This window comes from Amphibacillus indicireducens, assembly GCF_039539605.1.
GTDB classification, from domain to species: Bacteria; Bacillota; Bacilli; order Bacillales; family Amphibacillaceae; genus Amphibacillus; species Amphibacillus indicireducens.
This window is the reverse complement of the sequence record NZ_BAABDL010000118.1, coordinates 26,638-52,112: the sequence shown is the minus strand read 5'-3', so window position 1 is coordinate 52,112 and position 25,475 is coordinate 26,638. Positions and strand designations below refer to the sequence as shown.

General features: G+C 36.9%; 26 protein-coding genes and 1 pseudogene. 26 read left to right on the top strand and 1 reads right to left on the bottom strand.

Translation table 11 applies throughout. The features are described from left to right. Positions 1-16 precede the first annotated feature (16 nt). From yabA to rsmI, 4 genes are all read left to right on the top strand, one after another. Positions 17-361 (top strand): DNA replication initiation control protein YabA, encoded by a 345-nt coding sequence (gene yabA / locus ABD814_RS10915; RefSeq protein WP_344913062.1) that lies wholly within the window; start codon positions 17-19, stop codon positions 359-361. Between the two features lie 142 nt (positions 362-503). Beyond that, positions 504-1,241: a tRNA1(Val) (adenine(37)-N6)-methyltransferase gene (locus tag ABD814_RS10910; protein ID WP_344913060.1), complete on the top strand. Its 738-nt coding sequence runs from the start codon at positions 504-506 to the stop codon at positions 1,239-1,241. Further along, entirely contained in the window at positions 1,231-1,521 is a 291-nt protein-coding gene (locus tag ABD814_RS10905; protein WP_344913058.1) for a GIY-YIG nuclease family protein, read from the top strand. The genes ABD814_RS10910 and ABD814_RS10905 overlap by 11 nt, the downstream gene beginning before the upstream one ends. Further along, complete coding sequence (gene rsmI / locus ABD814_RS10900) at positions 1,496-2,374, top strand: 16S rRNA (cytidine(1402)-2'-O)-methyltransferase (protein ID WP_344913056.1); 879 nt, start codon at positions 1,496-1,498, stop codon at positions 2,372-2,374. The genes ABD814_RS10905 and rsmI overlap by 26 nt, the downstream gene beginning before the upstream one ends. 64 nt (positions 2,375-2,438) lie before the next feature. Here the strand turns inward: rsmI and abrB are convergent, their stop codons facing one another. Beyond that, positions 2,439-2,717: a transition state genes transcriptional regulator AbrB gene (gene abrB / locus ABD814_RS10895; protein ID WP_344913054.1), complete on the bottom strand. Its 279-nt coding sequence runs from the start codon at positions 2,715-2,717 to the stop codon at positions 2,439-2,441. Positions 2,718-3,033: 316 nt separating this feature from the next. Between abrB and metG the strand changes: the two genes are divergently transcribed. The 22 genes and pseudogenes from metG (at position 3,034) to ABD814_RS10785 (ending at position 25,419) form a co-directional block, all read left to right on the top strand. After that, positions 3,034-5,061 carry a methionine--tRNA ligase gene (gene metG / locus ABD814_RS10890; RefSeq protein WP_344913052.1) on the top strand — a complete coding sequence of 676 codons (2,028 nt, stop codon included), beginning with the start codon at positions 3,034-3,036 and terminating at the stop codon, positions 5,059-5,061. A 141-nt stretch (positions 5,062-5,202) separates the two neighbouring features. Further along, complete coding sequence (locus ABD814_RS10885; protein ID WP_344913050.1) at positions 5,203-5,967, top strand: TatD family hydrolase; 765 nt, start codon at positions 5,203-5,205, stop codon at positions 5,965-5,967. 229 nt (positions 5,968-6,196) lie between these two features. Then, on the top strand, positions 6,197-7,387 hold the full coding sequence (locus tag ABD814_RS10880) for a ubiquitin-like domain-containing protein (protein WP_344913048.1): 1,191 nt from the start codon (positions 6,197-6,199) through the stop codon (positions 7,385-7,387). Between the two features lie 123 nt (positions 7,388-7,510). Then, complete coding sequence (rnmV, locus tag ABD814_RS10875; RefSeq protein ID WP_344913046.1) at positions 7,511-8,071, top strand: ribonuclease M5; 561 nt, start codon at positions 7,511-7,513, stop codon at positions 8,069-8,071. Next, entirely contained in the window at positions 8,064-8,933 is an 870-nt protein-coding gene (rsmA, locus tag ABD814_RS10870) for a 16S rRNA (adenine(1518)-N(6)/adenine(1519)-N(6))-dimethyltransferase RsmA (RefSeq protein ID WP_344913044.1), read from the top strand. The genes rnmV and rsmA overlap by 8 nt, the downstream gene beginning before the upstream one ends. Before the next feature lie 133 nt (positions 8,934-9,066). Next, on the top strand, positions 9,067-9,924 hold the full coding sequence (gene yabG, locus ABD814_RS10865; RefSeq protein ID WP_344913042.1) for a sporulation peptidase YabG: 858 nt from the start codon (positions 9,067-9,069) through the stop codon (positions 9,922-9,924). 203 nt (positions 9,925-10,127) lie between these two features. Continuing rightward, positions 10,128-10,394, top strand: coding sequence for a biofilm formation stimulator Veg (gene veg / locus ABD814_RS10860; RefSeq protein ID WP_344913040.1), 267 nt, complete (start codon positions 10,128-10,130; stop codon positions 10,392-10,394). Positions 10,395-10,530: 136 nt separating this feature from the next. Continuing rightward, positions 10,531-11,355 (top strand): pur operon repressor, encoded by an 825-nt coding sequence (gene purR / locus ABD814_RS10855; RefSeq protein ID WP_344913038.1) that lies wholly within the window; start codon positions 10,531-10,533, stop codon positions 11,353-11,355. 198 nt (positions 11,356-11,553) lie between these two features. After that, positions 11,554-11,844, top strand: a complete 291-nt coding sequence (spoVG, locus tag ABD814_RS10850) for a septation regulator SpoVG (RefSeq protein ID WP_344913036.1) — start codon at positions 11,554-11,556, stop codon at positions 11,842-11,844. Between the two features lie 227 nt (positions 11,845-12,071). Beyond that, entirely contained in the window at positions 12,072-13,451 is a 1,380-nt protein-coding gene (glmU, locus tag ABD814_RS10845; RefSeq protein WP_344913035.1) for a bifunctional UDP-N-acetylglucosamine diphosphorylase/glucosamine-1-phosphate N-acetyltransferase GlmU, read from the top strand. Between the two features lie 17 nt (positions 13,452-13,468). After that, entirely contained in the window at positions 13,469-14,422 is a 954-nt protein-coding gene (locus ABD814_RS10840) for a ribose-phosphate diphosphokinase (RefSeq protein WP_344913033.1), read from the top strand. A 176-nt stretch (positions 14,423-14,598) separates the two neighbouring features. Next, positions 14,599-15,237 (top strand): 50S ribosomal protein L25/general stress protein Ctc, encoded by a 639-nt coding sequence (locus ABD814_RS10835; RefSeq protein WP_344913031.1) that lies wholly within the window; start codon positions 14,599-14,601, stop codon positions 15,235-15,237. 131 nt (positions 15,238-15,368) lie between these two features. Next, positions 15,369-15,926, top strand: coding sequence for an aminoacyl-tRNA hydrolase (gene pth, locus ABD814_RS10830; RefSeq protein WP_344913029.1), 558 nt, complete (start codon positions 15,369-15,371; stop codon positions 15,924-15,926). Between the two features lie 125 nt (positions 15,927-16,051). Continuing rightward, a complete protein-coding gene (locus ABD814_RS10825; RefSeq protein ID WP_344913027.1) occupies positions 16,052-16,282 on the top strand; it encodes an anti-sigma-F factor Fin family protein in 231 nt (76 codons plus the stop codon). Positions 16,283-16,377: 95 nt separating this feature from the next. Beyond that, positions 16,378-19,902, top strand: a pseudogene (gene mfd, locus ABD814_RS10820) (transcription-repair coupling factor). 192 nt (positions 19,903-20,094) lie between these two features. Then, complete coding sequence (gene spoVT, locus ABD814_RS10815; RefSeq protein ID WP_344913025.1) at positions 20,095-20,628, top strand: stage V sporulation protein T; 534 nt, start codon at positions 20,095-20,097, stop codon at positions 20,626-20,628. 144 nt (positions 20,629-20,772) lie between these two features. Then, positions 20,773-22,338, top strand: a complete 1,566-nt coding sequence (locus tag ABD814_RS10810; protein ID WP_344913023.1) for a putative polysaccharide biosynthesis protein — start codon at positions 20,773-20,775, stop codon at positions 22,336-22,338. 6 nt (positions 22,339-22,344) lie between these two features. Then, positions 22,345-23,808 (top strand): bifunctional methyltransferase/pyrophosphohydrolase YabN, encoded by a 1,464-nt coding sequence (gene yabN / locus ABD814_RS10805; protein ID WP_344913021.1) that lies wholly within the window; start codon positions 22,345-22,347, stop codon positions 23,806-23,808. A gap of 3 nt (positions 23,809-23,811) precedes the next feature. Then, the gene (locus ABD814_RS10800; protein WP_344913019.1) at positions 23,812-24,078 is read left to right on the top strand and encodes an RNA-binding S4 domain-containing protein; all 267 of its coding nucleotides are present in this window, start codon (positions 23,812-23,814) and stop codon (positions 24,076-24,078) included. Between the two features lie 76 nt (positions 24,079-24,154). Then, on the top strand, positions 24,155-24,457 hold the full coding sequence (gene yabP / locus ABD814_RS10795; RefSeq protein WP_344913018.1) for a sporulation protein YabP: 303 nt from the start codon (positions 24,155-24,157) through the stop codon (positions 24,455-24,457). Then, a complete protein-coding gene (gene yabQ / locus ABD814_RS10790; RefSeq protein WP_344913016.1) occupies positions 24,454-25,023 on the top strand; it encodes a spore cortex biosynthesis protein YabQ in 570 nt (189 codons plus the stop codon). The genes yabP and yabQ overlap by 4 nt, the downstream gene beginning before the upstream one ends. Before the next feature lie 15 nt (positions 25,024-25,038). Further along, positions 25,039-25,419 (top strand): FtsB family cell division protein, encoded by a 381-nt coding sequence (locus ABD814_RS10785; protein WP_344913014.1) that lies wholly within the window; start codon positions 25,039-25,041, stop codon positions 25,417-25,419. Positions 25,420-25,475: the final 56 nt, after the last annotated feature.

The following is a 25,475-nucleotide window of genomic DNA, read 5'->3' as shown; positions in this document are numbered from 1 at the left end:
TGAGGTGGTAAGTGTCATGAACAATAAAGAAATGTTTGATCAAGTATCGAGTATGGAAGAACAAATCGGTCAACTTTACCAACAACTAGGTGATTTAAAAGGGCATATTAAAGAACTTTTAAAAGAAAATCATCGGATGACGATCGAAAATCACCATTTACGTCAACGTTTAGACCAAGAAGTTGAACAAGAGGCGACAAAAGCTTCCGAAAAGAGTGATCAGTCAAATGTGATTGGTGAGGGTCATGATAACTTGGCGAGGCTTTATGAAGAAGGTTTCCATATTTGTAATGTTCATTTTGGAAGTCCGAGACAGGACGCAGACTGCCTATTTTGTTTGCAATTTTTAAATAAAAAATAAGTTAAAGTGAGATAAAGACTGGATTTTGGGGTGTAGAGTGACGGACCAATTGGTGCGCAATGCGTACGTAATGCAGAGTCGGCCTTTCCTCAAAAGTTTAGTCTTTTTCTTATCTTGTTATGACAATGTATGGAGGTAAGTTATGGTTGCTTTAGTTGGTGATGAGCGACTTGATTATTTATTTATGGATCAGTCGATGCAAATTATCCAAAGTCCAACAGTCTTCTCTTATTCAATCGATGCAGTCTTATTAGCTAATTTTGCATCAATCCCGCTAACGAGAGGAAAGATGATTGATTTATGTACAGGGAATGGTGTGATCCCATTACTGATCAGTAAAAACACGCAAGTTCCGATCATTGGGGTTGAGATTCAAGAGCGTCTGTTTGATATGGCATCTAGAAGTGTTGAGCATAATCAAAAGCAGGAACAAATCCAGTTAATTCATGATGACATTAACAATATGCCTCACTTTTTTGGTAATGATAAGTTTGATCTTGTCACGGTTAATCCACCCTACTTTAAGACAACGAGTGAAAAACAATTCAATAAAAATGATCATTTGACGATTGCGAGACATGAAATGCTCGTTACTCTTGAACAGGTCATCGATGTCTCAAGCCAGTTAGTAAAACCTGGTGGTAAATTTGCAATGGTCCATCGTCCAGGCCGACTTGTTGATATCATTAACTTGATGAGGCAATATAAACTTGAACCTAAACGGATGCAGTTTGTTTATCCGAAAGCTGGTAAGGAAGCGAATATTTTATTAATTGAAGCGATTCGAGATGGTAAACCAGATTTAAAACTATTACCGCCATTACATATTTTCAATCAAGATGGGAGCTATACAAAGGAGTTGCAGCAACTTGTCTATTGAGCATTGTGTTTATATGATTGAATGTAAGGATGGCTCGTTGTATACGGGCTACACAAACCATTTAACTAATCGGCTTGAGATGCATGAATTAGGTAAAGGGGCTAAATATACGCGTGGTAGAGGTCCATTTAAATTACGTTACCACGAAGTGTTTGAGACAAAAGAAGAAGCAATGCGAGTCGAGTACCGAATTAAAAAGTTAACTCGAAGAAAAAAATTAGCAATGATTCAACAACAAAAGATAGGTGAGCAGATTGAAATCACAGAAAAGCTTTCTTAACCAAGATCAGGCTGGCACACTATATGTCGTTCCAACGCCAATTGGAAATTTAGAAGATTTAACGATCAGAGCGTTAAATTTGTTAAAAACAGTTGATTTAATTGGAGCCGAAGATACACGAAATACAAAAAAGCTGCTAGCACATTACGAGATTCACTGTCCGCTAACAAGTTATCATGAGCATAGTGATGATTCCAAACTGAATTATTTATTGAGTGAATTGCAAGCTGGAAAGCAAATTGCAATTGTCAGTGATGCGGGTATGCCTGGCATTTCTGATCCAGGCACGTCGTTAATTCAACAAGCGATCCAAGCTGGAATAAACGTTGTTGTTTTACCTGGCGCTAATGCAGCGCTCTGTGCCTTAGTTGGATCAGGCTTGCCGACAGATCAATTTTATTTTTATGGTTTTTTACCGAGGAAAAATAAAGACCGTCGCCAAGCTTGGCAAGATTTAAATTGCCAGACAGGGACAATCATTTTATATGAGTCACCTTATCGTGTACGATCAACATTAAAAGAACTGAAAGATCATTTAGGCAATCGGAGCATTGCGATCGCCCGTGAATTAACAAAAAAATTTGAAGAATATGTCCGTGGAACAGTTGATGATGTTTTACAGTGGGCAGAAACAGGCACGATCAAAGGTGAATTTTGTATCGTCATCGAAGGCAATCAGTCGATTCCTCAATTAGAAGAAGATTGGTGGAAGGATTTAACGATAATAGAACATGTTGATCATTATATGGAATCTGAACAACTGATGAGTAAAGAAGCAATCAAAAAAGTGGCTCAGGAACGTCGTTTACAAAAAAGAGCCGTTTATCAAATTTATCATAAAATTGAGGATTAAAAAAAGAGCCATTCGATTGGATTTGTTCATGAGATCAATTCAATCGATGACTCTCTTTTTTTACTTACTTGTTCAATGTTTGATTGATTTCGTCAATCAGTTGTTTTGCACCTTCAGGGCTTAAGATTAACTTACCATTCGCAAGCGAAAGGTTATCATCTGAGATGTCACCAGTAATTGCGCAAGTCATGTTTGGCTTATACTTCTGTAAGATGATACGCTCATCGTCTACATAGATTTCCAAAGCGTCCTTCTCAGCAATACCTAGTGTACGGCGTAATTCGATTGGAATGACCACGCGTCCTAGCTCGTCAACCTTACGTACAATACCTGTTGATTTCATTTTATTCTCCCCTTTAATTTATATTCGGCATATTTCGACAACACCTATATTGAATATACCAGTAATTTCAATAAGTGTCAACAATAAAAAGCCAAATTTATTATAATAAAGGAAAAATATTATTTTAGACCAATTTACTGTACTGAACAGCCTATATTTAATGGAATGAAACCACTTAAACATGGCAAAACTGTAGCAAATACCAATGATTTATCAAGGTATAGATGGTAAAGCAAGCAAAAAACCGTTACAATATATAGAGTGTCAATACATCGTTATTATCGTGATTGGATCAGATCGTTTAGGAGGACAAAACATGTCAGACAAAAAAACATTTTATATTACGACACCAATTTATTACCCAAGTGGAAAACTCCATATAGGTAGTGCGTATACAACTATTGCCTGTGATATTCTTGCACGTTATAACAGACTTCAAGGTAAAGATGTGTATTATTTAACAGGAACAGATGAACACGGACTAAAAATTCAAGAAAAAGCCGAAAATGAAGGAAAAACACCACAAGAATTTGTTGATCGTCAAGCAACAGAAATAAAAGCACTTTGGAGTAAATTAAAAATTTCAAATGATAAATTTATTCGAACAACAGATGATTATCATAAGCAAGTCGTCGCAAAAATATTTGAGAAATTACTTAAGCAAGGTGATATTTATCTTGATCAATATGCGGGCTGGTACTCTGTCTCTGATGAGGAATTTTTCACTGAATCACAATTAGCAGAAGTGTATCGTGATGAGTCAGGAAAAGTGACCGGTGGTAAAGCACCGAGTGGGCACGACGTTGAATGGGTAAGTGAAGAATCGTACTTCTTCCGCATGAGCAAATATGCTGATCGCTTATTAGCTTATTACGAAGAGCATTCAGACTTTATCCAGCCAGAATCACGTAAAAATGAAATGATTAATAACTTTATTAAACCAGGATTAGAGGATCTTGCCGTATCACGTACGACCTTTGATTGGGGTGTTCAGGTTCCTTCTGATCCAAAGCATGTTGTTTATGTTTGGATTGATGCATTAACAAACTATATAACGGCATTAGGCTATGACCCGGATTTAGGTGGATTCGAAAATCAACCTGAATTATTCCAAAAGTTTTGGCCGGCAAACGTGCACATGGTTGGTAAAGAGATCGTTCGATTCCATACAATCTACTGGCCAATTTTACTAATGGCATTAGACTTGCCATTACCTAAACAAGTATTTGGTCATGGTTGGTTGTTAATGCGAGATGGAAAAATGTCTAAGTCAAAGGGAAATGTTGTTTATCCTGACTTTCTAGTCGATCGTTATGGACTGGATAGCTTGCGTTACTACTTAATGAGAGAAATACCATTTGGTTCAGACGGTATTTTCACACCTGAAGACTACGTCATCCGGACAAATTCAGATTTAGCCAATGATCTAGGTAATCTCTTAAATCGAACAGTCGCAATGATTAATCAATATTTTGATGGTGAGATTCCAACATCAGCAGATGAGAAGAGTCAATTCGATCAAGAACTGGAGAAAGTTGCAGGTGAAGTTATTGCTAATTATGGTGAGACCTTAGATCAACTGCAATTTAATGTTACGTTGCAAAATATTTGGACGCTTATTTCGCGGACGAATAAATACATTGATGAGACCGCTCCGTGGGTACTTGCTCGTGAGCAAAAAACAGCAGAATTAGCTAACGTTCTTGCTCACTTAGTTGAAAGTTTACGGATTGTAGCTACATTACTGCGTCCATTCTTTGTTGAAACACCAGTTAAAATTGCTGAACAACTTGGATTGGATTTAGCAACAGATTTAACTTGGGAAAAGTTAACCTATGGTCAATTCCCGGCAGGAAGAAAAGTTGTTAAAAAAGGAGAGCCGATTTTCCCAAGGTTAGATGTTGAAAAAGAAACAACTGTGATTCAAGAATCGATGACAGCACCTACTGAAGATGCGGAGGATGCACCATGGGATCCTGAAGCAATCGATTTAACGACAGTTAAAGCAGGTGATGTCCCATTTGAACAATTTGATCAAGTCGAATTAAAGGTAGCAGAAGTGATCGATTGTACTCGAGTTGAGAACGCTGATAAACTATTAAAGTTCCGTCTAGATGCTGGTGATAAAGGTGGTCACCGGCAAATTCTTTCAGGGGTTGCGGAATACTATCCAGAACCAGAGCAATTGATTGGTAAGAAAGTTGTGATCGTTGCAAACTTGAAGCCAAGAAAAATGCGCGGTGAAATCAGTCAAGGGATGATCTTATCTGCTGAAGACGAATCAGGGAGACTTGAATTATTAGCAGCACCACAAAACATGCCTAACGGATCAATAGTGGGATAATCGATCATATGAATAAACCAAAATTAAAGCTTCTACACAAAGCAAAGGTGTAGGAGTTTTATTTTTGAAAAATCGGTGCTAGTATATTGGGTAACTAATGCGTTCATAGGGCGTTATGATTATTTTAAGGAGGCAGTCAAGATGTTTTTCGATACACATGCACATTTAAATGTTAACCAATTTGCTGAGGATGAGGAAGCGGTCATTAAACGAGCACTTGATCAAGGCGTTTCAAAAATTGCAGTTGTTGGTTTTGATCATGAAACGATCGAGAAAGCACTCAGATTAGCTGAAGCATATCCAAGTATTTATCCGATTATTGGTTGGCATCCAACTGAAGCGGGTAGTTATTCAGATCAAGTGGAAGAAGCGTTAATCGAGCTGATTCAAACACATCCGATTGTTGCAATGGGTGAAATGGGCTTAGATTATCACTGGATGGAAGATCCGAAAGATGTTCAAAAGGACGTGTTTAGAAGGCAGATTCGGGTAGCTAAACAATTAGAGATCCCGATCGTGATTCATAACCGTGACAGTACAGAAGATGTTTATCAAGTTTTAAAAGAAGAACATGTTGAGGATATCGGTGGGATTATGCATAGCTTCAACTTAACACCCGAATGGCAAGACCGTTTTTTAGCTTTAGGCATGCATATTTCTTTTAGTGGTATACTCACATTTAAAAATGCAATTGATATTAAAAAAAGTGCGCAAGTTGTACCGTTAGATAAAGTGTTAATCGAAACAGATAGCCCTTACTTGGCGCCACATCCTAACCGAGGCAAGAGAAATGAGCCGGCATATGTCAAATTAGTGGCAGAAGAAATTGCCTGCTTACGGGGGATGACGGTTGAAGAGGTCGCTCGGATAACAACACAAAATGCTGAACAGCTATTCAAATTGTAGTAAGGAAAACAAATTGGAAATCTACCTAAATAAAGGATTTATTACGTGGATGTGACGGAATTCCGAATTTGTAACCTTTACTTAATATGAGTGAAATAAGTGAGGTTTACGTTTCAAAACCCTTGATAAATCAAGGGTTTTCTTTGTAACAATTTAAAAAACAGTGATTTGACAACCTTTTTAAATGTTTATATAATACTGGCGCATAACAAAAAGGAGGCAAAATAGCATGAACTTAGGATCTAAGCTATTGCCAGTATTAAAAAACAAAATTTTTATTTCATTCATGAGCGTCTTAGCTATTATAGTTGTTAGTTATATTACCTATTTAGAAGTAACGAAGGCTGAAATTGAATTTACTCATAATGATGTAACGGAAACATTCATTACCCGAGAAGACACTGTTGGTGAGTTTTTAACAGAGCAAGGGATTGAAGTGAGTCCACATGATCAATTATCACATCAACTTGACGTAGAAATAGAATCTGGCATGAATTTAAGTTTCAAAGAAGCAAAAGCAGTTGTTCTAACGATTGATGAAGTAGAAGAAGTTCATTATACAACTGAAGATACGGTTAAAGACTTTTTTGCAGAAATTGATTTAACCGTAAGCGAGCACGATCAATTAAATCTAGCACTTAATCAAGCAATTGTGGAGGAATTAGCGATTGTTTTAGATCGAGCTGTCGAAGTGACAATTAATGACGCAACAGAGGAAGAGTCGCTTTGGACGACGGAAAAAACCGTAGCAGATTTATTAGCAGCTCAATCGATCGAGTTAACTGAACTTGACCGCCTTGAGCCAAAGGAAGATGTCGCATTAGAAGCGGACATGGTCGTGACGATTACGAGAGTTGAAGAGGTAACAGACGTTGTTGAAGAGACAATTGACTTTTCGACAGTACGAAGAAATGATTCATCGATTGAAAAAGGAAAAGAGACAGTTGTTGCAGCTGGTTCAGCAGGATTGGTTGAGAAGAAGTTTAAAGTGACACTTGAAAATGGAGAAGAAGTTTCTCGTGAATTGATCAGTGAAGAAGTGAAAAAAGAAAGTGAACAACGTGTTGTTGCAGTTGGTACGAAGGAGATTGCTAAAGTCGTATCTCGTGGTGGCAGTTCAAGTGGGGGTTCAAAATCATTCACGATGTCTTCAACTGCTTATACAGCTGGATGTTCTGGTTGTAGTGGTGTGACGGCAACTGGAATTAACCTGAAAGATAACCCTCATATGAAGGTGATTGCGGTTGATCCAAGCTTAATCCCATTAGGAACACGTGTATATGTCGAGGGCTATGGTGAAGCTGTAGCAGGTGACACTGGTGGTTCGATTAAAGGGAAAAAAATTGATGTCCACGTTCCAACGAAATCCGATGCATATAATTGGGGAAAACGATCTGTGAAAGTAACCATTTTAGATTAAAATACGAACCCTTGTTAATGATTCGATTAACAAGGGTTTTCTTATTGTCATGGATACTTGCGTTTATTAAAAATAGAGGCTTATAATACAGTAGAAGTTTAATTATTGTCAGGAGTTTAAAACATGCGAATAAAAGAGGTTATTGTTGTTGAGGGAAAAGATGATACAGCAAAACTCAAACAATTTTTTGATTTAGATACGATTGAGACAAATGGTTCTGCGATTGATCAAAAAGTACTTGATCAGATTCAGCACGCTCAGGATAAGCGTGGTGTGATTATTTTTACTGACCCAGATTATCCAGGTCAGAGAATTCGTCACATGATTGATCAAGCAGTTCCAGGGTGTAAACATGCCTTTTTAGCTAAAGATGAAGCTCGTGCTAAGCACAACAAAGGAATCGGGATTGAGCATGCAAGTAAAACAGCAATTGAAGCAGCTTTAGCTAAAGTATATCAACTCGCAATGACGGAGCAAAGTTTAATCAGTCGAGATGATTTAATCGATTTTGGTTTAATTGGTGGAGCACAGGCAAGAACGAGGCGGGAAAAGTTAACTGATCGCTTACGTATTGGTCATGCAAATGGAAAGCAGTTGTTGAAGCGATTGCAAATGTTTCGAATTACACCTGAACAACTGAAATTAGAAATGGAGATTATTTTTCAGGAGGAAAGCGATGAGTAGAGAAAAGGCAATTGCAACACCAACACAGACGAAAGCTTATTTAGATCAGTTTGGTTTTTCATTTAAAAAAAGTTTAGGACAAAATTTTATTATTGATGTCAATATTTTAAATAATATCTTGAAGGTTGCTGGAGTAACGAAAGAAGTCGGTGTTATTGAAATTGGCCCGGGTATGGGAGCATTAACTGAACAGCTTGCTCTTGGTGCAGATCATGTTGTTGCATTTGAAATTGACCAGCGTCTTGAGCCAATTTTAGAGGAAACGTTAGCTGATTATGATAATGTTTCAATTGTGTTTGAAGATGTTTTAAAAGCTGACATTCACTCAGTTATAAAACAACATTTTCAATCTGATCAACCGATTAAGCTCGTTGCTAATTTGCCGTATTACGTCACGACGCCGATTATTATGGAGTTATTGATGGCAGGCTTACCACTAGAAAGTATTACTGTCATGATTCAAAAGGAAGTTGCAGAGCGGATGGCAGCAGAGCCGAATAGTAAAAGTTACGGTTCGCTTTCAATTGCGATTCAGTATTATACAGAGGCGTTACATACGTTTAATGTGCCAAAAACAGCATTTATGCCCCAACCTAATGTTGAATCAGCTGTTTTACATTTAACGTTCCGGAAAGAGCCACCTGTTCATGTTGAAGATGAACCATTTTTCTTTAATCTTGTCAGGGCAAGTTTTGCGCAAAGACGAAAAACATTAAGAAATAATTTAGTGAGCTTTTTTAAAGGCAAGTATGATAAAGAAATGGTTGAGGAAAAATTAAAGCAAGCTGAAATAAGTGGCGATCGCAGAGCAGAAACATTATCTATTGAGGAGTTCGCTCAATTAGCAAATGCTTTTAGCTAAATTAAATATAATCAAAACGAGTGACTCTTAGTAAAGGAGATCACTCGTTTTTAAATACTTTATTAATTTAGGCGAGTCACACACTATCGTTGACTTTCATAAGTTATGGTTAGATGGGAAGGAGGCGTTGGAGATGGACTTTATTGTTGGTGATCTTGTGACGAGGCGCTCACATAAGCACGATATTATCTTTCGAATTGGCTCGATTGAAGGAGAGACAGCGATTCTCCATGGTGAGGATCTACGTTTAGAAGCAGATGCACCTTTAGCGGATTTAACGAAGGTGTCAGACCGAGAAATTGAAACGTATCTAGAAAACGAGAAAGAACAGGTCGATTACTCATTTCGGCTATTTAGACAGGATTATCAGTTGATGAAGGAAAAACGTAACTACGAAGCTTCTGAAGGCTATCAGAAGGAAAACTACTTTCAACTCCCCGCTCGTGTTCTCCATTTAGACGGAGATCGCCATTATTTAAAGAAATGCATTGATTTATATAAACGGATTGGTCTGCAAGTTCATGGTCTCCACATTTTAGAGACAGATATGCCAGCTGAAATAGCTGGCTTAATTAAAAGGATTCAACCTGATCTGTTAGTGATTACTGGACATGATGCCTATTCAGAAAAAAGAGGTGATAAAAAGGACTTAAAAGCATATCGCCACTCAAAGTATTTCGTTGAAGCGGTTCGTGAAGCGCGTCGTGTTGAATCGAATTTAGATCAACTAGTCATTTTTGCAGGTGCTTGCCAATCGCATTTTCAATCGATTATTAGGGCAGGTGCAAATTTTGCTAGTTCACCTACAAGGGTCAATATTCACGCACTAGATCCAGTTTATATTACTGCTAAGCTTGCTTATACATCTTTTATGGATAAAGTCACTGTTTCAGATGTGCTAAGAAATACACTTACTGGTGAAAAGGGTTTGGGTGGCATTGAAACACGAGGTTTTTTGAGAACGGGTATGCCATATTTGACAGAAGAGTGAATGATGAGTTGCCAACTTTCCAATTAGATGCATAATTTAACTGTCCAGTGCCATAATACTAACAAATAATCGACAAAGTGATGAATTATAGCAAAAATAAAATAAAATATGTTGACAATCAAAATGAGATACTGTTATAATTAAATATTTTATTGACTGTTATCGCAATTTGTGCTATAATCGGCTTAGAGAGGTGGAGTATAGTGGCAAAAACTTTAGCTGAAATTAAGAGTGCCTTAGATGATCAGATCGGAAAACGCCTAAAACTGATAGCAAATGGCGGTAGAAGAAAGACAATAGAACGTCATGGAATTCTAGCGGAGACATATCCTTCGGTTTTTATCGTTGCATTAGATCAGGATGAAAACGCATTTGAACGTGTGTCTTATAGCTATGCAGACATCTTAACAGAGACAGTTGAATTAAACTTCATCGAAGAAAAACATGCAATCCCCGTAACAGAGCAGTAATCTTAAATTACTGCTTTTTTATTTGTCCTTTTTTAAAAATTGATCAGTTTTTACATAAAATGATTAAACAGCTTGATTAAAACCGAATGTAATGATATATTTATTGAAAATCATTCGGTTTTAGAGAGGTGATCTGATGAAAAGAAGTGATCGTTTAATTGGAATGACGAACTATATATTAGAACATCCATTGGAACTTATTTCGTTACCGTTTTTTACTGAACGCTATCAAGTAGCTAAATCGTCGATAAGTGAAGATTTAACAATAATGGATCGTATGTTTCAGCATGAAGGGATTGGCTATTTAGAATCGATCTCAGGTGCAGCGGGTGGGATTCGTTATATTCCGAAGTATGATCAAGAAAAAAGTGTTGCATTTGTTGACACATTGGCCAAGAGGTTAAATGATCCAAGTCGGATCTTACCAGGTGGTTATTTATTTATGAGTGATATTCTAGGCGAGCCAGAAACAGTGCGTGAAATTGGTCGTCTTTTTGCAACGGCATTTGCACCATTAAATATTGATGTTGTTTTGACTGTTGCAACAAAAGGGATCCCATTAGCCTATGCAGTTGCAACATTTTTAAATGTACCAGTCGTTATTGCACGTAGAGATCCTAAAATAACAGAAGGCTCAACAGTAAGCATTAACTATGTTTCCGGTTCCTCAAGGAAAATTCAGTCAATGGTCTTAACTCGTCGAAGTTTAGAACAAGGTTCAACGGTTTGTATTATTGATGATTTCATGAAGGCTGGGGGAACGATTGATGGAATGAAAAGTTTATTAAAGGAATTTGATGCCACAGTTGCTGCGATTGGTGTGCTAGCCGAAGCAGAGGATGAAGAAGATGAACGAATTGTGACAGATTACACTTCATTGATCCAAATATCAGCTGTGGATGAAAAAAACAAACAAATTGAAGTGGTCAAGGGAAATTATTTTTCCCAAAGTGAACAATAATTTCACAAAATTAGACTTAAAAACATTTGAGTAGGTCAAACTTAAGGGGATTTTGCTTTAAAATTACAGTAAAATGATCTTAAAATCAAAAAAAGTAAAAATTTTTTTCAAATTTATCAAATTAAGCAGGAATTTTGCCTTATGCTGTTGAATTTATCACTTGGAGACGAATGCACACAGAAAAGGGTGGTGAACAAAATGGAAGTAACAGATGTAAGAATACGTGCGGTAAAGAGTGAGAGCAGAATGAAGGCAGTTTCCTCGATCACATTGGACGATGAGTTTGTCATACACGATATTCGAGTGATAGATGGGCATAATGGTTTATTTGTTGCAATGCCATCAAAACGAACACCAGACGGAGAGTTTCGTGATATTGCTCACCCGATTAATTCGAATATGCGAGCTAAAATTCAAGATGCTGTTTTGGCCAAGTATGAACAAATACTCAAAGAAACAGACAGCTATGAAAAAGCAGTTGTATCATAAATCAACTTGTTTTTAAGTCTAATCACTTGATTAGACTTTTTCTATGGTTAAATCTGAGCTATTTTCCCTATTAGTGTTGAAATTAGAGCTCTTTTAAGATATATTTTTTAATGGTATAATTTTAATATCAAATAAATTCACTACAGATTATATTGCGTTCAGTCTGTAGTTCCTATTTGATGCATATATTTAATGACTGTGGCAAATTATTAGTGGAGGTTTCCGAGATGACAAATAAGTACGCAATTGTTTTAGCAGCTGGTCAAGGAACTCGAATGAAATCTAAATTATATAAAGTACTTCATCCCGTAATGGGTTCTCCAATGGTTGAACACGTGATTAACCAGTTAGAGACGCTAGATTTAGATAAAATTATCACAATTGTTGGCCATGGGGCAGAGAAAGTTAAAGAGCAACTTGGCAACCGGACGCTTTATGCTTTTCAAAAAGAGCAGCTAGGTACAGGTCATGCTGTTCAACAAGCGGAAGATTTACTGAAGAATAAAGATGGTCTCACACTAGTTGTGTGTGGAGACACGCCATTACTGAAACAAGAAACGCTATTAAAGCTTTATAATCATCATCAAGAAACAAAGGCAAAAGTTACAGTTTTAACAGCTTCTATCGCAGATCCAACTGGATATGGTCGTGTTATACGAAACCAATCAGGTGATGTAGCAAAAATTGTTGAGCACAAAGATGCATCAGAAGCTGAACAGTTGGTAACAGAAATAAACACGGGTACATATTGTTTTGATAATCAATTTCTCTTTGATGTCTTAGATCAGGTCACGAATAATAATGCACAAGGTGAGTACTATTTGCCAGATGTGATTGAAATTGCTAAGATGGGGAATGAAAAAGTAAGTGCCTATAAAACAGATGATCCAAATGAAACAATCGGTGTCAATGATCGCATCGCACTAGCGCATGCTGAAAAATTAATGAAACAACGGGTTAATGAGTACCATATGATTAATGGTGTCACAATTGTTGACCCTGACCAAACTTATATTGCCCCATCAGTTAAGATTGCTAGTGACGTTGTTATTGAACCTGGAACAGTGATTAGAGGTAAAACAGTGATTGCGACTGGTGCAGTGATTGGGCCAAATAGTGAAATTGAGGATTGCTTAATTGGTGAGTCGACAATTATTAAACATAGTGTTGTTCACCAAAGTGAAATTGGTGTAAATGTAAATATCGGACCGTTTGCTCATGTTCGGCCCCAATCTGAGATTCATGATCATGTGAAGGTTGGAAATTTTGTTGAAGTGAAAAAATCACTTATCGAATCAGGAAGTAAAATTTCCCACTTGAGTTATATTGGTGATACTGATGTAGGAAAAGATGTGAATATTGGTTGTGGTACAATCACCGTCAATTATGATGGAAAAGATAAATTTAAAACAATTATTAAAGATGGTGCATTTATTGGCTGTAACAGTAATTTAATTGCGCCAGTAACAATTGGTGAAGGTGCTATCGTTGCAGCCGGTTCAACAATTAATAAAAATGTCCCAGCTGACGCACTATCGATTGCAAGGTCAAAACAGGAAAACAAAGAGAACTATGCAAAAAAAATTAATAAAAAACCAAATAAGTGATATGGAGGTTTGACGAAATGTCAAGGGGATATCAAGATCGAACGTTGAAAGTATTTACGCTAAATTCCAACCCAGACTTAGCATTGGACATTGCAAAACAAATAGGGGTGCCTTTAGGGGAGTGTTCTGTTTCAACATTTAGTGACGGAGAAATCCAAATTAATATTGAAGAGAGCGTTAGAGGCTGTGATGTCTATGTTGTTCAATCAACCAGTGCCCCAGTAAACCGGCATATTATGGAATTATTAATTATGATCGATGCATTGAAGCGAGCATCGGCAGCAACAGTTAATGTTGTGATTCCATATTATGGTTACGCTCGGCAAGATCGAAAAGCAAAACCAAGGGAACCAATCACAGCTAAACTTGTTGCTGATATTTTACAAGTTGCAGGTGCAACGCGTGTCATTACAATTGACTTGCATGCGCCACAGATTCAAGGGTTCTTTAATATCCCTGTAGATCAGTTAGTTGGTGTTCCGATCCTAGGTGACTATTGGGAGTCGAAAGATTTAGATGAAGTCGTCATTGTCTCACCAGATCACGGTGGTGTATCACGTGCTAGACAGTTAGCTGAACGTCTTAAGGCACCAATTGCCATCATTGATAAAAGGAGACCACGACCAAATGTGGCAGAAGTGATGAATATCGTCGGTGATGTTAAAGGAAAGACAGCCATTTTAATTGATGATATGATTGATACGGCAGGAACAATTAGTTTAGCAGCAGATGCATTAATCAAAAATGGAGCTACTGAAGTGTATGCTTGCTGTACACATGCTGTTTTATCTGGACCAGCGATGGAACGGATTGGACAATCACCAATTAAAGATTTAGTCGTGACGAATACAATTCCATTACCAGAAGAGAAAATCACTGATAAATTAACAATTTTATCTGTTGCTCCTTTAATTAGTGAAGCGATTATCAGGGTACATGAACAACTCCCTGTTAGTGTATTGTTTGATTAATTTGCAAAAAAAGTGTTTAATATGTATGACACAAAGGAATTTAACATGTTGGAAATGTTTATCACCTATCGACAAGATAGCCTAACTTGCCGATGGAAGCATAAATTTTCGCGTTTTTTATTAAAGATGATGATTGCGAATCAATATAAATGAAAAAATTTGGAGGATGAATAATTATGGCAGTAAAATTAAGAGCAGAGCGTAGAGATGATTTAACAAAATCACATACGAATCAATTAAGAAAAAAGGGTTTCATTCCATCAGTTGTTTATGGTAATGACAAAGAAGCAATTACAGTTGCGGTTGAAAATATCGAGTTATTAAAGACACTTCGTGATGAAGGACGAAATGCAGTTATCACTCTTGATATTGAGCAAGGTGAGTCAGTTGAAGTGATGCTTCACGAATATCAAATGGATCCACTTCGTGATGAAGTCATTCACGCAGACTTCTATGTAGTTGACATGTCTCAAGAGATGGACGTTACTGTTTCAATTCAATTAGAAGGAGAACCAGCGGGCGTAAGAGAGGGTGGTATTTTACAACAACCACTTTACGAATTACAAGTTAGAGCAACACCTGCTAATATCCCTGATCAGATTACAATTAATGTTGCTGATTTAGAAATCGGTGATGCAATTTCAGTTTCTGACCTCGATAAGGCAGAAGGTTATGAAGTGACTGAAGCTCCTGATACGACAATTGTTACAATTACGGCACCACAAGCAGAGGAAGCGCTTGAGCCTTCAGAAGATGGTGAGTTTGTAGAGCCTGAACTTGTTGACCAAAAAGGTGATACAGAGGAAACAGAATAAGTAATAATTAATGCTAAATAATAGGCTAACGGGATTCCGTTAGCCTATTTAAATAGTATCACTTTATTTTTACTTGAAAAGCAAGTACAATATGATTCATATATATGCTGCTTAGAAAGATGTGAAAAAGGATGAAATGTATTGTTGGATTAGGTAATCCAGGTCGGAAGTATCAAAAAACACGTCATAATATTGGTTTTATGGTAATAGAAGAGTTGCTTCAACGCAATGGTTGGAAGTTAGATAAGAAAAAATTTAATGGGCATTACAGCATGGAGTTTGTTAATCAGGAAAAAATTATTTTACTTCAACCTCAAACATATATGAATTTATCTGGTGATTCTGTCCAACCAATGATGGACTTTTACCAAATTGAACCGGAAAATTTATTGGTGATCTATGATGATCTTGATCTGCCGACAGGTAAAATTAGATTGAGACAAACAGGCGGGCATGGCGGCCATAATGGGATGCGTTCGATTATTCAATCGCTTGGCACGAAAAAATTTAATCGGATTCGAATTGGTATCGATCGTCCACAACCAGGTATGCAAGTAGTTGACTATGTTTTAAGTCATTTTTCTAAATCAGATCATCCACTTGTTGAGGAGAGTATTCAACGCTCAGCAGATGCTTGTGAAGCATGGTTAGATAAACCTTTCCAAGATGTTATGAACGCATATAACTAACCCAATCAACATAGATTAATAAAGAGATTTATACAAATCAATCTTGTATTATGAGTTTTATTTACACGTATAATGACCTCCTGTTAGGTAATACTAGTTACTGTTAATAGAGGAGGTCGTTAGTTGTGTTGATTCATTATCGTTGTAAACATTGTCAGACTACGATCGCTGATTTAAAGCACGATCATTTGAACTTAGACAAATTGGGATTCAATCAATTAACTGATCAGCAAAAAAATCAAATGATTAAATACTATCATGCAAATGAAGCGGATGTATTTGTTATTTGCGAAAGTTGTGAGTCAGCATTGTACCATTATCCGATTTATCGAGAATTGGACTACTTTATTCATTAAAAAATGAGTAGAAAAGTAAGAAAGCTTTGGTTATGAGTAGCCAAAGCGTTTTTGCACGTACACAAAAAATTGTACGTCACATTAGGGGGATAAAAATGAGAGGGCTTGATCAATACTTAGCAAAGCATGAAGATATCGATTCGATTATCTCTGGAATCGAGGCAAATTTAGATGAACAATTAATTACTGGGCTATCTGGTTCAGCGAGAAGTGTTTGGATTGCAGCGATCCAACAAAAAGTAAACAGACGAACGCTAGTTGTTAGCAATCAACTCACACAAGCACAACAATTATATGATGATTTAACTGAAGTCATTGAATCCGACCGCGTCCATCTTTATCCAGTCAATGAATTATTGATCGCCGAAATGGCGATTGCGAGTCCTGAACTTAAAAGTCAGCGGATTAATGCACTAATCTCTTGGCTCACACATGATGATCATATCTTAATTGTCCCTGTAGCTGCATTAAAACGAATTTTACCACCAATCGACTACTGGAAACGCTTCCAGCTTGATTACAAATTTGGAGAAGTTATTGATATCGAAAATGACTTAAAGATGATGGTTAAGATGGGCTACGAACGTGTAGATATGGTTACAAATCCAGCTGAATTTAGTATGCGTGGAGGAATTATTGATATTTATCCAATCACAGAATCGAACCCGATTCGAATTGAATTGTTTGATGACGAGGTTGATTCAATTCGTTATTTTGATTTAGTGACACAACGCTCGTTAGAAAAAATTAATCAAATGACCATTAAGCCAACGAGTGAATTATTATTAGAAGAAGAGGATATTAGCCGGACGGCTGATCGACTAGAAGTAGGACTATCAAGTGCATTGAGTCAAATGCAAGATGCAAAAGCTAAAACACTTTTGCACCAAAATATTATAGGAGAGATTGAATTACTGCGTTCGAATGAAATCTTCCAAGATCTATACAAGTACAATCGTTATTTTTATGAGAAACCAGCTAGTTTACTAGACTATCTAGGTGATGACGGATTGGTTATCTTAGATGAGATTGGTCGAATTCAGGAAACGGCTGAACAACTTGATCAGGAAGAAGTCGAGTTAATTGAAGTATTACTCGCAGATCAGCGGATTGTTAGAGACTTGACCTTGTCAAATGACTGGCTTACGATTTGGGACCAGATGAATCAGAGAAAAATTTATTTATCTGTCTTTCTAAGACACGTCGCAAATACAGCACCTAAAAATATTGTTAATCTATCGAGTCGACCGATGCAACAATTTCATGGTCAGATGAATCTTTTAAAAGGAGAAATTACTCGTTGGAGTAAAGCAAATTATTCAGTAATTTTCCTAGCTGAAACAAACGAACGAGCGGAGAAGGTTCAATCGATTCTAACAGATTACCAAATTGAGGTCGGTTTAGCTGATCAAACAACAACATTGCCAGTTAAACAACCTGTTATTATGGTGGGCAATTTATCAACGGGATTTGAATTGCCGATCCAAAAACTCGCTGTTGTAACGGATCAAGAGCTGTTTAAAACAAAAACAAAAAAACGCCAACAAAAGCGTCAAAACCTATCAAATGCTGAACGAATGAAAAGCTATACAGAATTAAAAGAAGGTGACTACGTTGTTCATGTCAATCATGGCGTCGGTCGCTTTGTTGGCATTGAAACACTATCAGTTCAAGATGTCCAAAAAGACTTCATGCTGATTAAGTATCGAGGCGATGACCGCTTATTTGTCCCAATTGATCAAATTGACCTCGTTCAAAAATATGTTGGGTCGGAAGCGAAAGAGCCTAAGCTCTACAAACTTGGTGGAACAGAGTGGAAAAAAGTTAAGAGTAGGGTCCAATCTAAAGTCGAAGACATCGCTGATGATTTGATTAAATTATATGCAGAACGTGAAGCGACAAAAGGTTATGCTTTTAGCGAAGATAATGTGATTCAACGTGAATTTGAAGACGCCTTTCCATATGAAGAAACAGATGACCAGTTACGGAGTATCGAGGAGATTAAACAAGATATGCAAAAGGCAAGACCAATGGATCGTTTACTATGTGGCGATGTTGGCTATGGGAAAACTGAAGTAGCCATTCGAGCAGCTTTTAAAGCGGTCATGGAAGGTAAACAAGTTGCCTTTCTTGTTCCAACAACGATTCTCGCGCAACAACATTTTGAAACGATTATTGAGCGATTTCATGATTACCCAATTGAAGTTCGACTATTAAGTCGATTTCGAACACAAAAAGAACAAAAGGAAACGATCAAAGGACTTAAAGATGGGATTGTAGACTTGGTCATCGGTACGCATCGCTTGTTATAAAAAGACGTTATTTATAAAGATCTAGGTTTACTTGTTGTTGATGAAGAACAGCGCTTTGGTGTGAAGCATAAGGAGAGAATTAAACAAATTAAAACAAATGTTGATGTCCTAACATTGACAGCTACTCCTATTCCTAGAACACTGCACATGTCGATGCTTGGTGTACGAGATCTATCGGTAATTGAAACCCCACCAGCCAATCGCTTTCCAATTCAAACATATGTGCTTGAATATAACCCAATCTTTTTAAGGGAAGCAATTGAAAGAGAGATCGGCCGTGGCGGACAAGTTTTCTTTTTATATAATCGTGTTGAAAATATTGATCAAAAGGCACAGGAAATTGCGGATCTTGTGGAGGGTGCAAGAGTTGCTGTTGCTCATGGGCAGATGAATGAAACTGAGTTAGAAAATATTATGATTGCTTTTTTAGCTGGAGAATATGATGTCCTCGTTAGCACAACAATTATTGAAACAGGTGTAGATATCCCGAATGTGAATACGCTAATTGTTGATCGAGCAGATCGGATGGGCTTGAGCCAGCTTTACCAATTGCGTGGACGGGTTGGTCGAAGCAATCGAGTTGCCTATGCGTATTTTACCTATCAAAAAGATAAAGTTTTATCAGAAGTGGCTGAGAAGCGCTTACAAGCAATTAAAGAATTTACTGAACTTGGATCAGGGTTTAAGATCGCGATGCGAGACTTATCCATTCGAGGAGCAGGTAATATTTTAGGTGCAGAACAACATGGATTTATTGAATCGGTTGGTTTCGATTTATATTCTGAAATGTTAAAGGAATCGATCGAGCGCAGAAAGTTAAATCATCATCAAGTTGAAGCTCCTGTAGAGCCTGAATTAAATTTAGCAATTGAAGCCTATATTCCAGACGACTATATATTAGATAGTAAGCAAAAAATTATGATGTATAAAAAGCTTCAAGCAGTTGATAGTCATGATGGCATTGCCGATATTATTGATGAACTGGTGGATCGATTTGGAGATTATCCAAAAGAAGTTGAGCATTTATTAACCGTCTGTCAAATCCGAGTTGACGCTAAAAACTATCGAGTTGAGACAATTAAAGAAGTGAAAAACAAGCTGACGATTATACTCGACGAAAAAATGAGTCAGGAAATAGATGGTGAAAAATTATTTAATTATGCCGTTGATTTTGGGCGGATGATTTTACTAGGGACAGAGCAGAATAAATTAAAAATCACCTTTACATTTCAAAAAAATATTTTTCCTGAGCGGTATCAATATATTCGTTCATTTTTAACTGCTTTGGAAAAATTAAAGCGGGATTAATGTATAGTTCCTCTTTTGGTTATCCATACTAAATGTACGCTGAAATGTTTATCCAATAAAATAATGGGAATATAAATGTATGGTGTTTTTTATTGAAGAATGAATAGCCCATTATGACAGCAGGTTGCGTTTTTCCAATCGCTTTGTCAGGTGATACTGAACTAAATTTGTTAAAGAAGAGAGGTCAAACATATGAAAGCAACAGGTATTGTTAGAAGAATTGATGATTTAGGAAGAGTCGTTATCCCTAAAGAAATTAGACGGACACTTAGAATTAGAGAAGGCGATCCACTAGAGATTTTTGTTGATCGAGAAGGAGAAGTGATTTTAAAAAAATATTCACCGATTCAAGAACTTGGTCACTTTGCGCAGGAGTATGCTGAATCGCTATTCCTGTCACTTAACAAAACTGTGCTGATTTCTGATCGAGATAGTTTTATTGCTGTAGATGGTCCTAATAAAAAAGAGTATTTAAATAAAAGGGTTTCTAGTTTAATTGAACGTGTGATGGAAGATCGCCAACCTTTAGTCAAAGAGTCGTTTGTTGCGCTAGAGTTGGTTAAAGATCAAGCGGTGATCAATGCATCATACATTGTTCAACCGATCATCGCTAATGGCGATCCAGTCGGGGCAATTATTGTCTTCTCTAAAGATGACAAAGCAACGAATGAAGAAAAAGTGACACTCGAAATTGCTGCCAATTTCTTAGGAAAACAAATGCAGTAACCAATAAGAAAATTCCGTTAGCTGATAGACTAACGGAATTTTTTTTATAACAAATCATGCACCGGAAGATTCCCTCACTTTAACGGATAAGTTAGCCTGTGCTATAATGTAGGTGATTTAAGTGTGTAGAAAGGGATTGTGTGAATGACAAGTCAAACAGAACACCGTCAGTTTTTTAAAGGCGCTTTTATCTTGACGTATGCAGGTTTATTAGGAAAGGTCTTAAGCGCCATTTACCGAATCCCTTTACAAAACTTAACGGGTGATGTCGGTTTTTATATTTATCAACAAATCTATCCATTTGTAGGAATAGCGATGGTGCTAGCCTTATATGGGTTTCCAGCGGCTATTTCCAAATTAATGGCCGGCCAAACGAATCGACCGACGAAACAATTGAAGCAAAAAATTATCATTCAACTCACGATATTCTCATCCGCATTATCTTTAGTGCTCTTTTTATTGGCTCCATTCATTGCTGATTTTATGGGCGACAGTGGGCTAACATCCGGTATTCGTGCGAGTGCAATGCCATTTTTACTCGTTCCTTTTGTCGCTTATTTTCGAGGTATGTTCCAAGGTAGAAATAATATGCTACCAACAGCTGGTTCACAGTTGGTTGAACAAATTGTGAGAGTTAGTTTAATTATTATTACGGCATACTTAACAGTAGAGTTAAACCGGTCTCTATATGATATTGGTGTTGGGACAGCGATTGCTTCAACTGGTGGAAGTTTAGTTGCTCTAATGACTTTGTTAGTCTTTTTTTACCGAAAACCAAAAGAACAGCATTTAAAAGTTGAAATGAGACAAACAATTGACGAAAATTTATTTACTGCTGTGATCGGTTATGGGATTGCCATTGCGATTAACCATATGATGCTCTTGCTTTTACAGCTGATGGACGCATTTACTCTTGTTCCGTTACTAAAGCAGACAGGTTATTCATTGACTGAAGCACAAGTATTAAAAGGGGTATTAGACAGAGGGCAGCCTTTAGCACAACTCGGTATTGTCGCAGCTTCTTCACTGGCGCTCGCAATGATTCCATCAGCCACAAAGTTGAGATTAAGTAGTGATCGGATTCGCTTCACCAATTACATAGCAAGTACGTGGCGATTTACCCTCTACTTAGCTTCTGGTGCAACAGTTGGACTGATTGTCTTGTTCCCTGAAGTGAATACACTGTTGTATAAAGAAGATTTAGGGACGTTAAGCTTACAAGTGTTTTCAATAACGATTATTTTTTCAGCTTTAAGCATCTCAACTGCTTCAATTTTGCATGGGCTAGGGCAAATCTATCGAACAGCCTTCTTTGTTGTCATCGGTGTCGTCGTAAAATTAGGATTAAATTTTTTCTTTGTTCCCCAACTGGGTATTTTAGGTGCTGCTATAGCAACAGTGATTGCATCTGTCACGATCTTAGGCTTGAATCTTAATCAATTAAAAAAAGTCACGCCTAAACTAGAGCGGATTCGATTGCCTTGGTTCAGATTTGTTAGTTCATTACTGGTGATGGGTATAGTTGTATATGGTTTAAATCGAGTTGCTCGACCACTATTTTATCAATACGATCGGATGGGCCAATTGTTTTATTTGCTCTGCTTGATTGGTATTGGTGTGATTAGTTATCTCTTTTGTTTAGTAAAGCTATCTGTTTTTACTAAAGAAGAACGTGATGTTTTGCCATTCAAATTTTTAATAAAGGATTGATGATTGATGAGTCGAATTGAAGTTATTGGTTTAGGAGCTGGAGATATTGATCAGCTTAGTTTAGGTGTTTATCGCAAATTAACAGCGAGCCGAGTTCCACTATTTGTTCGAACGGAAGACCACCCTGTACTCAAATCACTAAAGGCGGAAAACATTGACTTTCAAGGGTTTGATTCGATCTATCAAACGCATGATCAATTTGAGGCAGTTTATGATGCAATTGTTGCTGAATTGATTAGTCAGGCTAAACAGCATCAATTGATTCGATATGCTGTCCCTGGACATCCAATGTTGGCAGAACGAACGATACAGTTATTGCTAGACCAAACAGATGTAAAGATAGAAATAAGTGGTGGTCAAAGCTTTTTAGATGATCTATTTTCAGCGGTTAAAATTGATCCAATCGAAGGGTTTCAATTTCTGGATGCGACGAGTTTTGAGCGTGCTCAGATTGATTATACGAGCCACCTGATTTTCTGTCAGGTTTATGATCAAATGATTGCATCTGAGGTTAAATTGACATTACTAGAGGATTTACCACCAGAACACCCGATAGTTATTGTTGAGGCGGCAGGAAGCGTAGCAGAGAACATTAAACATATTCCTCTCGTTGAATTAGATCAAGTCGTGCATTTAAGCAACCTAACAAGTGTTTATATTAAACCAATTAACAAAGATGCACTTTCACATCAATTTAATCAATTTAGAGAAGTAATTGCGACATTACGCGGGCCGAACGGTTGCCCTTGGGATCAAAAACAGACCCACCAAAGCTTACGCATGTATTTAATTGAAGAGGCATACGAATTGATTGATGCGATTGATCAAGAAGACGATAATCAGATCATTGAAGAATTAGGCGATGTATTTCTGCAAGTGATGTTACATAGTCAAATTGGCGAAGATCAAGGATATTTTACGATTGATGATGTGATCCGCTCAATTACAGAAAAGATGATTCGCAGACACCCACACGTATTTGCAAACGGTGAAGCAGCGGATGCACAAGCGGTTAAAGAAAACTGGCAAATCATTAAAGCTAATGAGCAAGGAATGAGTGAACGTAATTCTTTGCTTGATCGGGTGCCCCGGTCAGCGTCATCAATCGTTGTAGCTGATGCTTATCAAAAGGAAGCAGCTAAAGTTGGTTTTGATTGGCAAGAACCCGAGCCTGTTTTTGCTAAAATAACTGAAGAATTAGCAGAAGTGATGGAGGCTGTCAAACAAAATCAAATCGATCAGATTGAAGCGGAGTTTGGCGATTTACTTTTCTCGGTTATTAATCTAGCACGCCATTATCAAGTGAATAGTGATTTGGCGTTAAATCGGACAAACCAAAAGTTCAAGCACCGCTTTCAGTTTATTGAAGCAAGAGTAATCGAGCAAGGAAAACAACTAACCGATTTATCTTTACTAGAATTAGATCAAATTTGGGAAGAAGCAAAAAAATTATTAAAAGAGGAGGGTTAAATGATGCGCTTAGATAAATTTTTGAAAGTGTCTCGATTAATTAAACGACGTCCGCTAGCAAAAGAAGTTGCTGATCAAGGGCGGATTATGATTAATGGTAATCGTGCTAAAGCATCATCAACGGTTGCAATTGATGATGAGCTTGAGATTCAATTTGGACAAAAAACAGTTACAGTACGAGTCAATGATTTAAGAGAATCAACGCGTAAAGAAGACGCAGTAAAACTTTACACGGTTGTTAAAGAGGAATTAAAATCTAAAGAAGAGTAAAAAATCTTAAATGAATAGGGTTCTATCTAGTTTATCTGACACATATCATATTATTGATATTAAAGGAGGGACTAGCATGTTACAAGAAACCAATCATTCATTTACACCCGCGCAGTCAACAGAACACGAAGTAAAAGTTCGTAATCGAAGAATTATTGAAATTACTGGAGTTAAAGAAGTTGATAGTTTTGATAATGAAGAGTTTTTGTTAGAAACGGTATTAGGTTATCTAATGATTAGAGGTGAAAATCTTCAGATTAAGACATTAGATGTAACTAAAGGGAAGGTTGAAATCAAAGGAAAACTACTTGATTTTTCCTATTTAGATAATCATCAAAATGATCAGACAAAAGGATTCCTTGGGAAACTCTTCAAATGACCATTGAGATTCAATTCGCCTCTTTTTTTAGTATGATTGTAACTGGTTTTTATTTAGGTTGTATGTTTGATACGAATGAACGAATCGCTAGAGCGATTAAAGGTCACTTAATTTTCAACTTCATTTGTCAGTTTGTTTTTTGGTTAATCCAAAGTATGCTTATTTTCTATGGATTGGTTCGAGTTAATGGTGGACAAGTTCGTCTTTACTTTTTGATTGCAATTATTTTTGGCTATTGGTTGTACTTTTTTCTGTTTCGTAAAATCTATCAACTCATATTAGAAAAAATCATTCAGTTAATTCGGACTCTTTTTTTGACTTTTCTAAAAATAATTAACTTATTTTTAATCAAACCAGTAAAATTTGTCTTTCAAGCCTTTTTAACTGTTGTAAATCTTGTTATAATGGTTGTAATGAAGCTATTTTCCTTCTTGTTGCTAATTTTAAGTTGGTTTTTTAGGCCTATCTTCCTAATCATTCCGAAAAACATGAGGAAATACTTAGTTTCATTACCGCAATTATATAGTAAGATAAAAGATATCGTTGGAAAACGTAAACAGAAATAGAGGAGGATTTGTGTCATGCCCAGAAACCGATCAAATGTATCTCGTATCGACTCACCATATATGAATCAATATGATGCACACGTAGAAAGACAACGTAAAAGAAAACGTTTGTTAAAAAGACGGCTGATTTTGTTTGGCGCAATCGTTGTTATCTCCTTCTTTAGTCTATTTACATACCATCTGAGTCAACGAGAACTTTACGCTGAGAAAAAAGCTCAATATGAGTTGTTGCAACAACAAAAGCAGGAATTAATAACAGAGGAATCCGCATTGACCGAAGAAATCAAACTTTTAGAAGATGAATCCTACGTATTGCGTATTGCAAAAACCAATTACTTTTTCACCGAGGAAGGAGAAATTGTGTTTAAACTGTTAGAAGAGGCACCTGCTTATTGACAGAGTTTTCATTGCGTGGCTATAATATAGTTAAGTATATATATGTTTTTAAATTT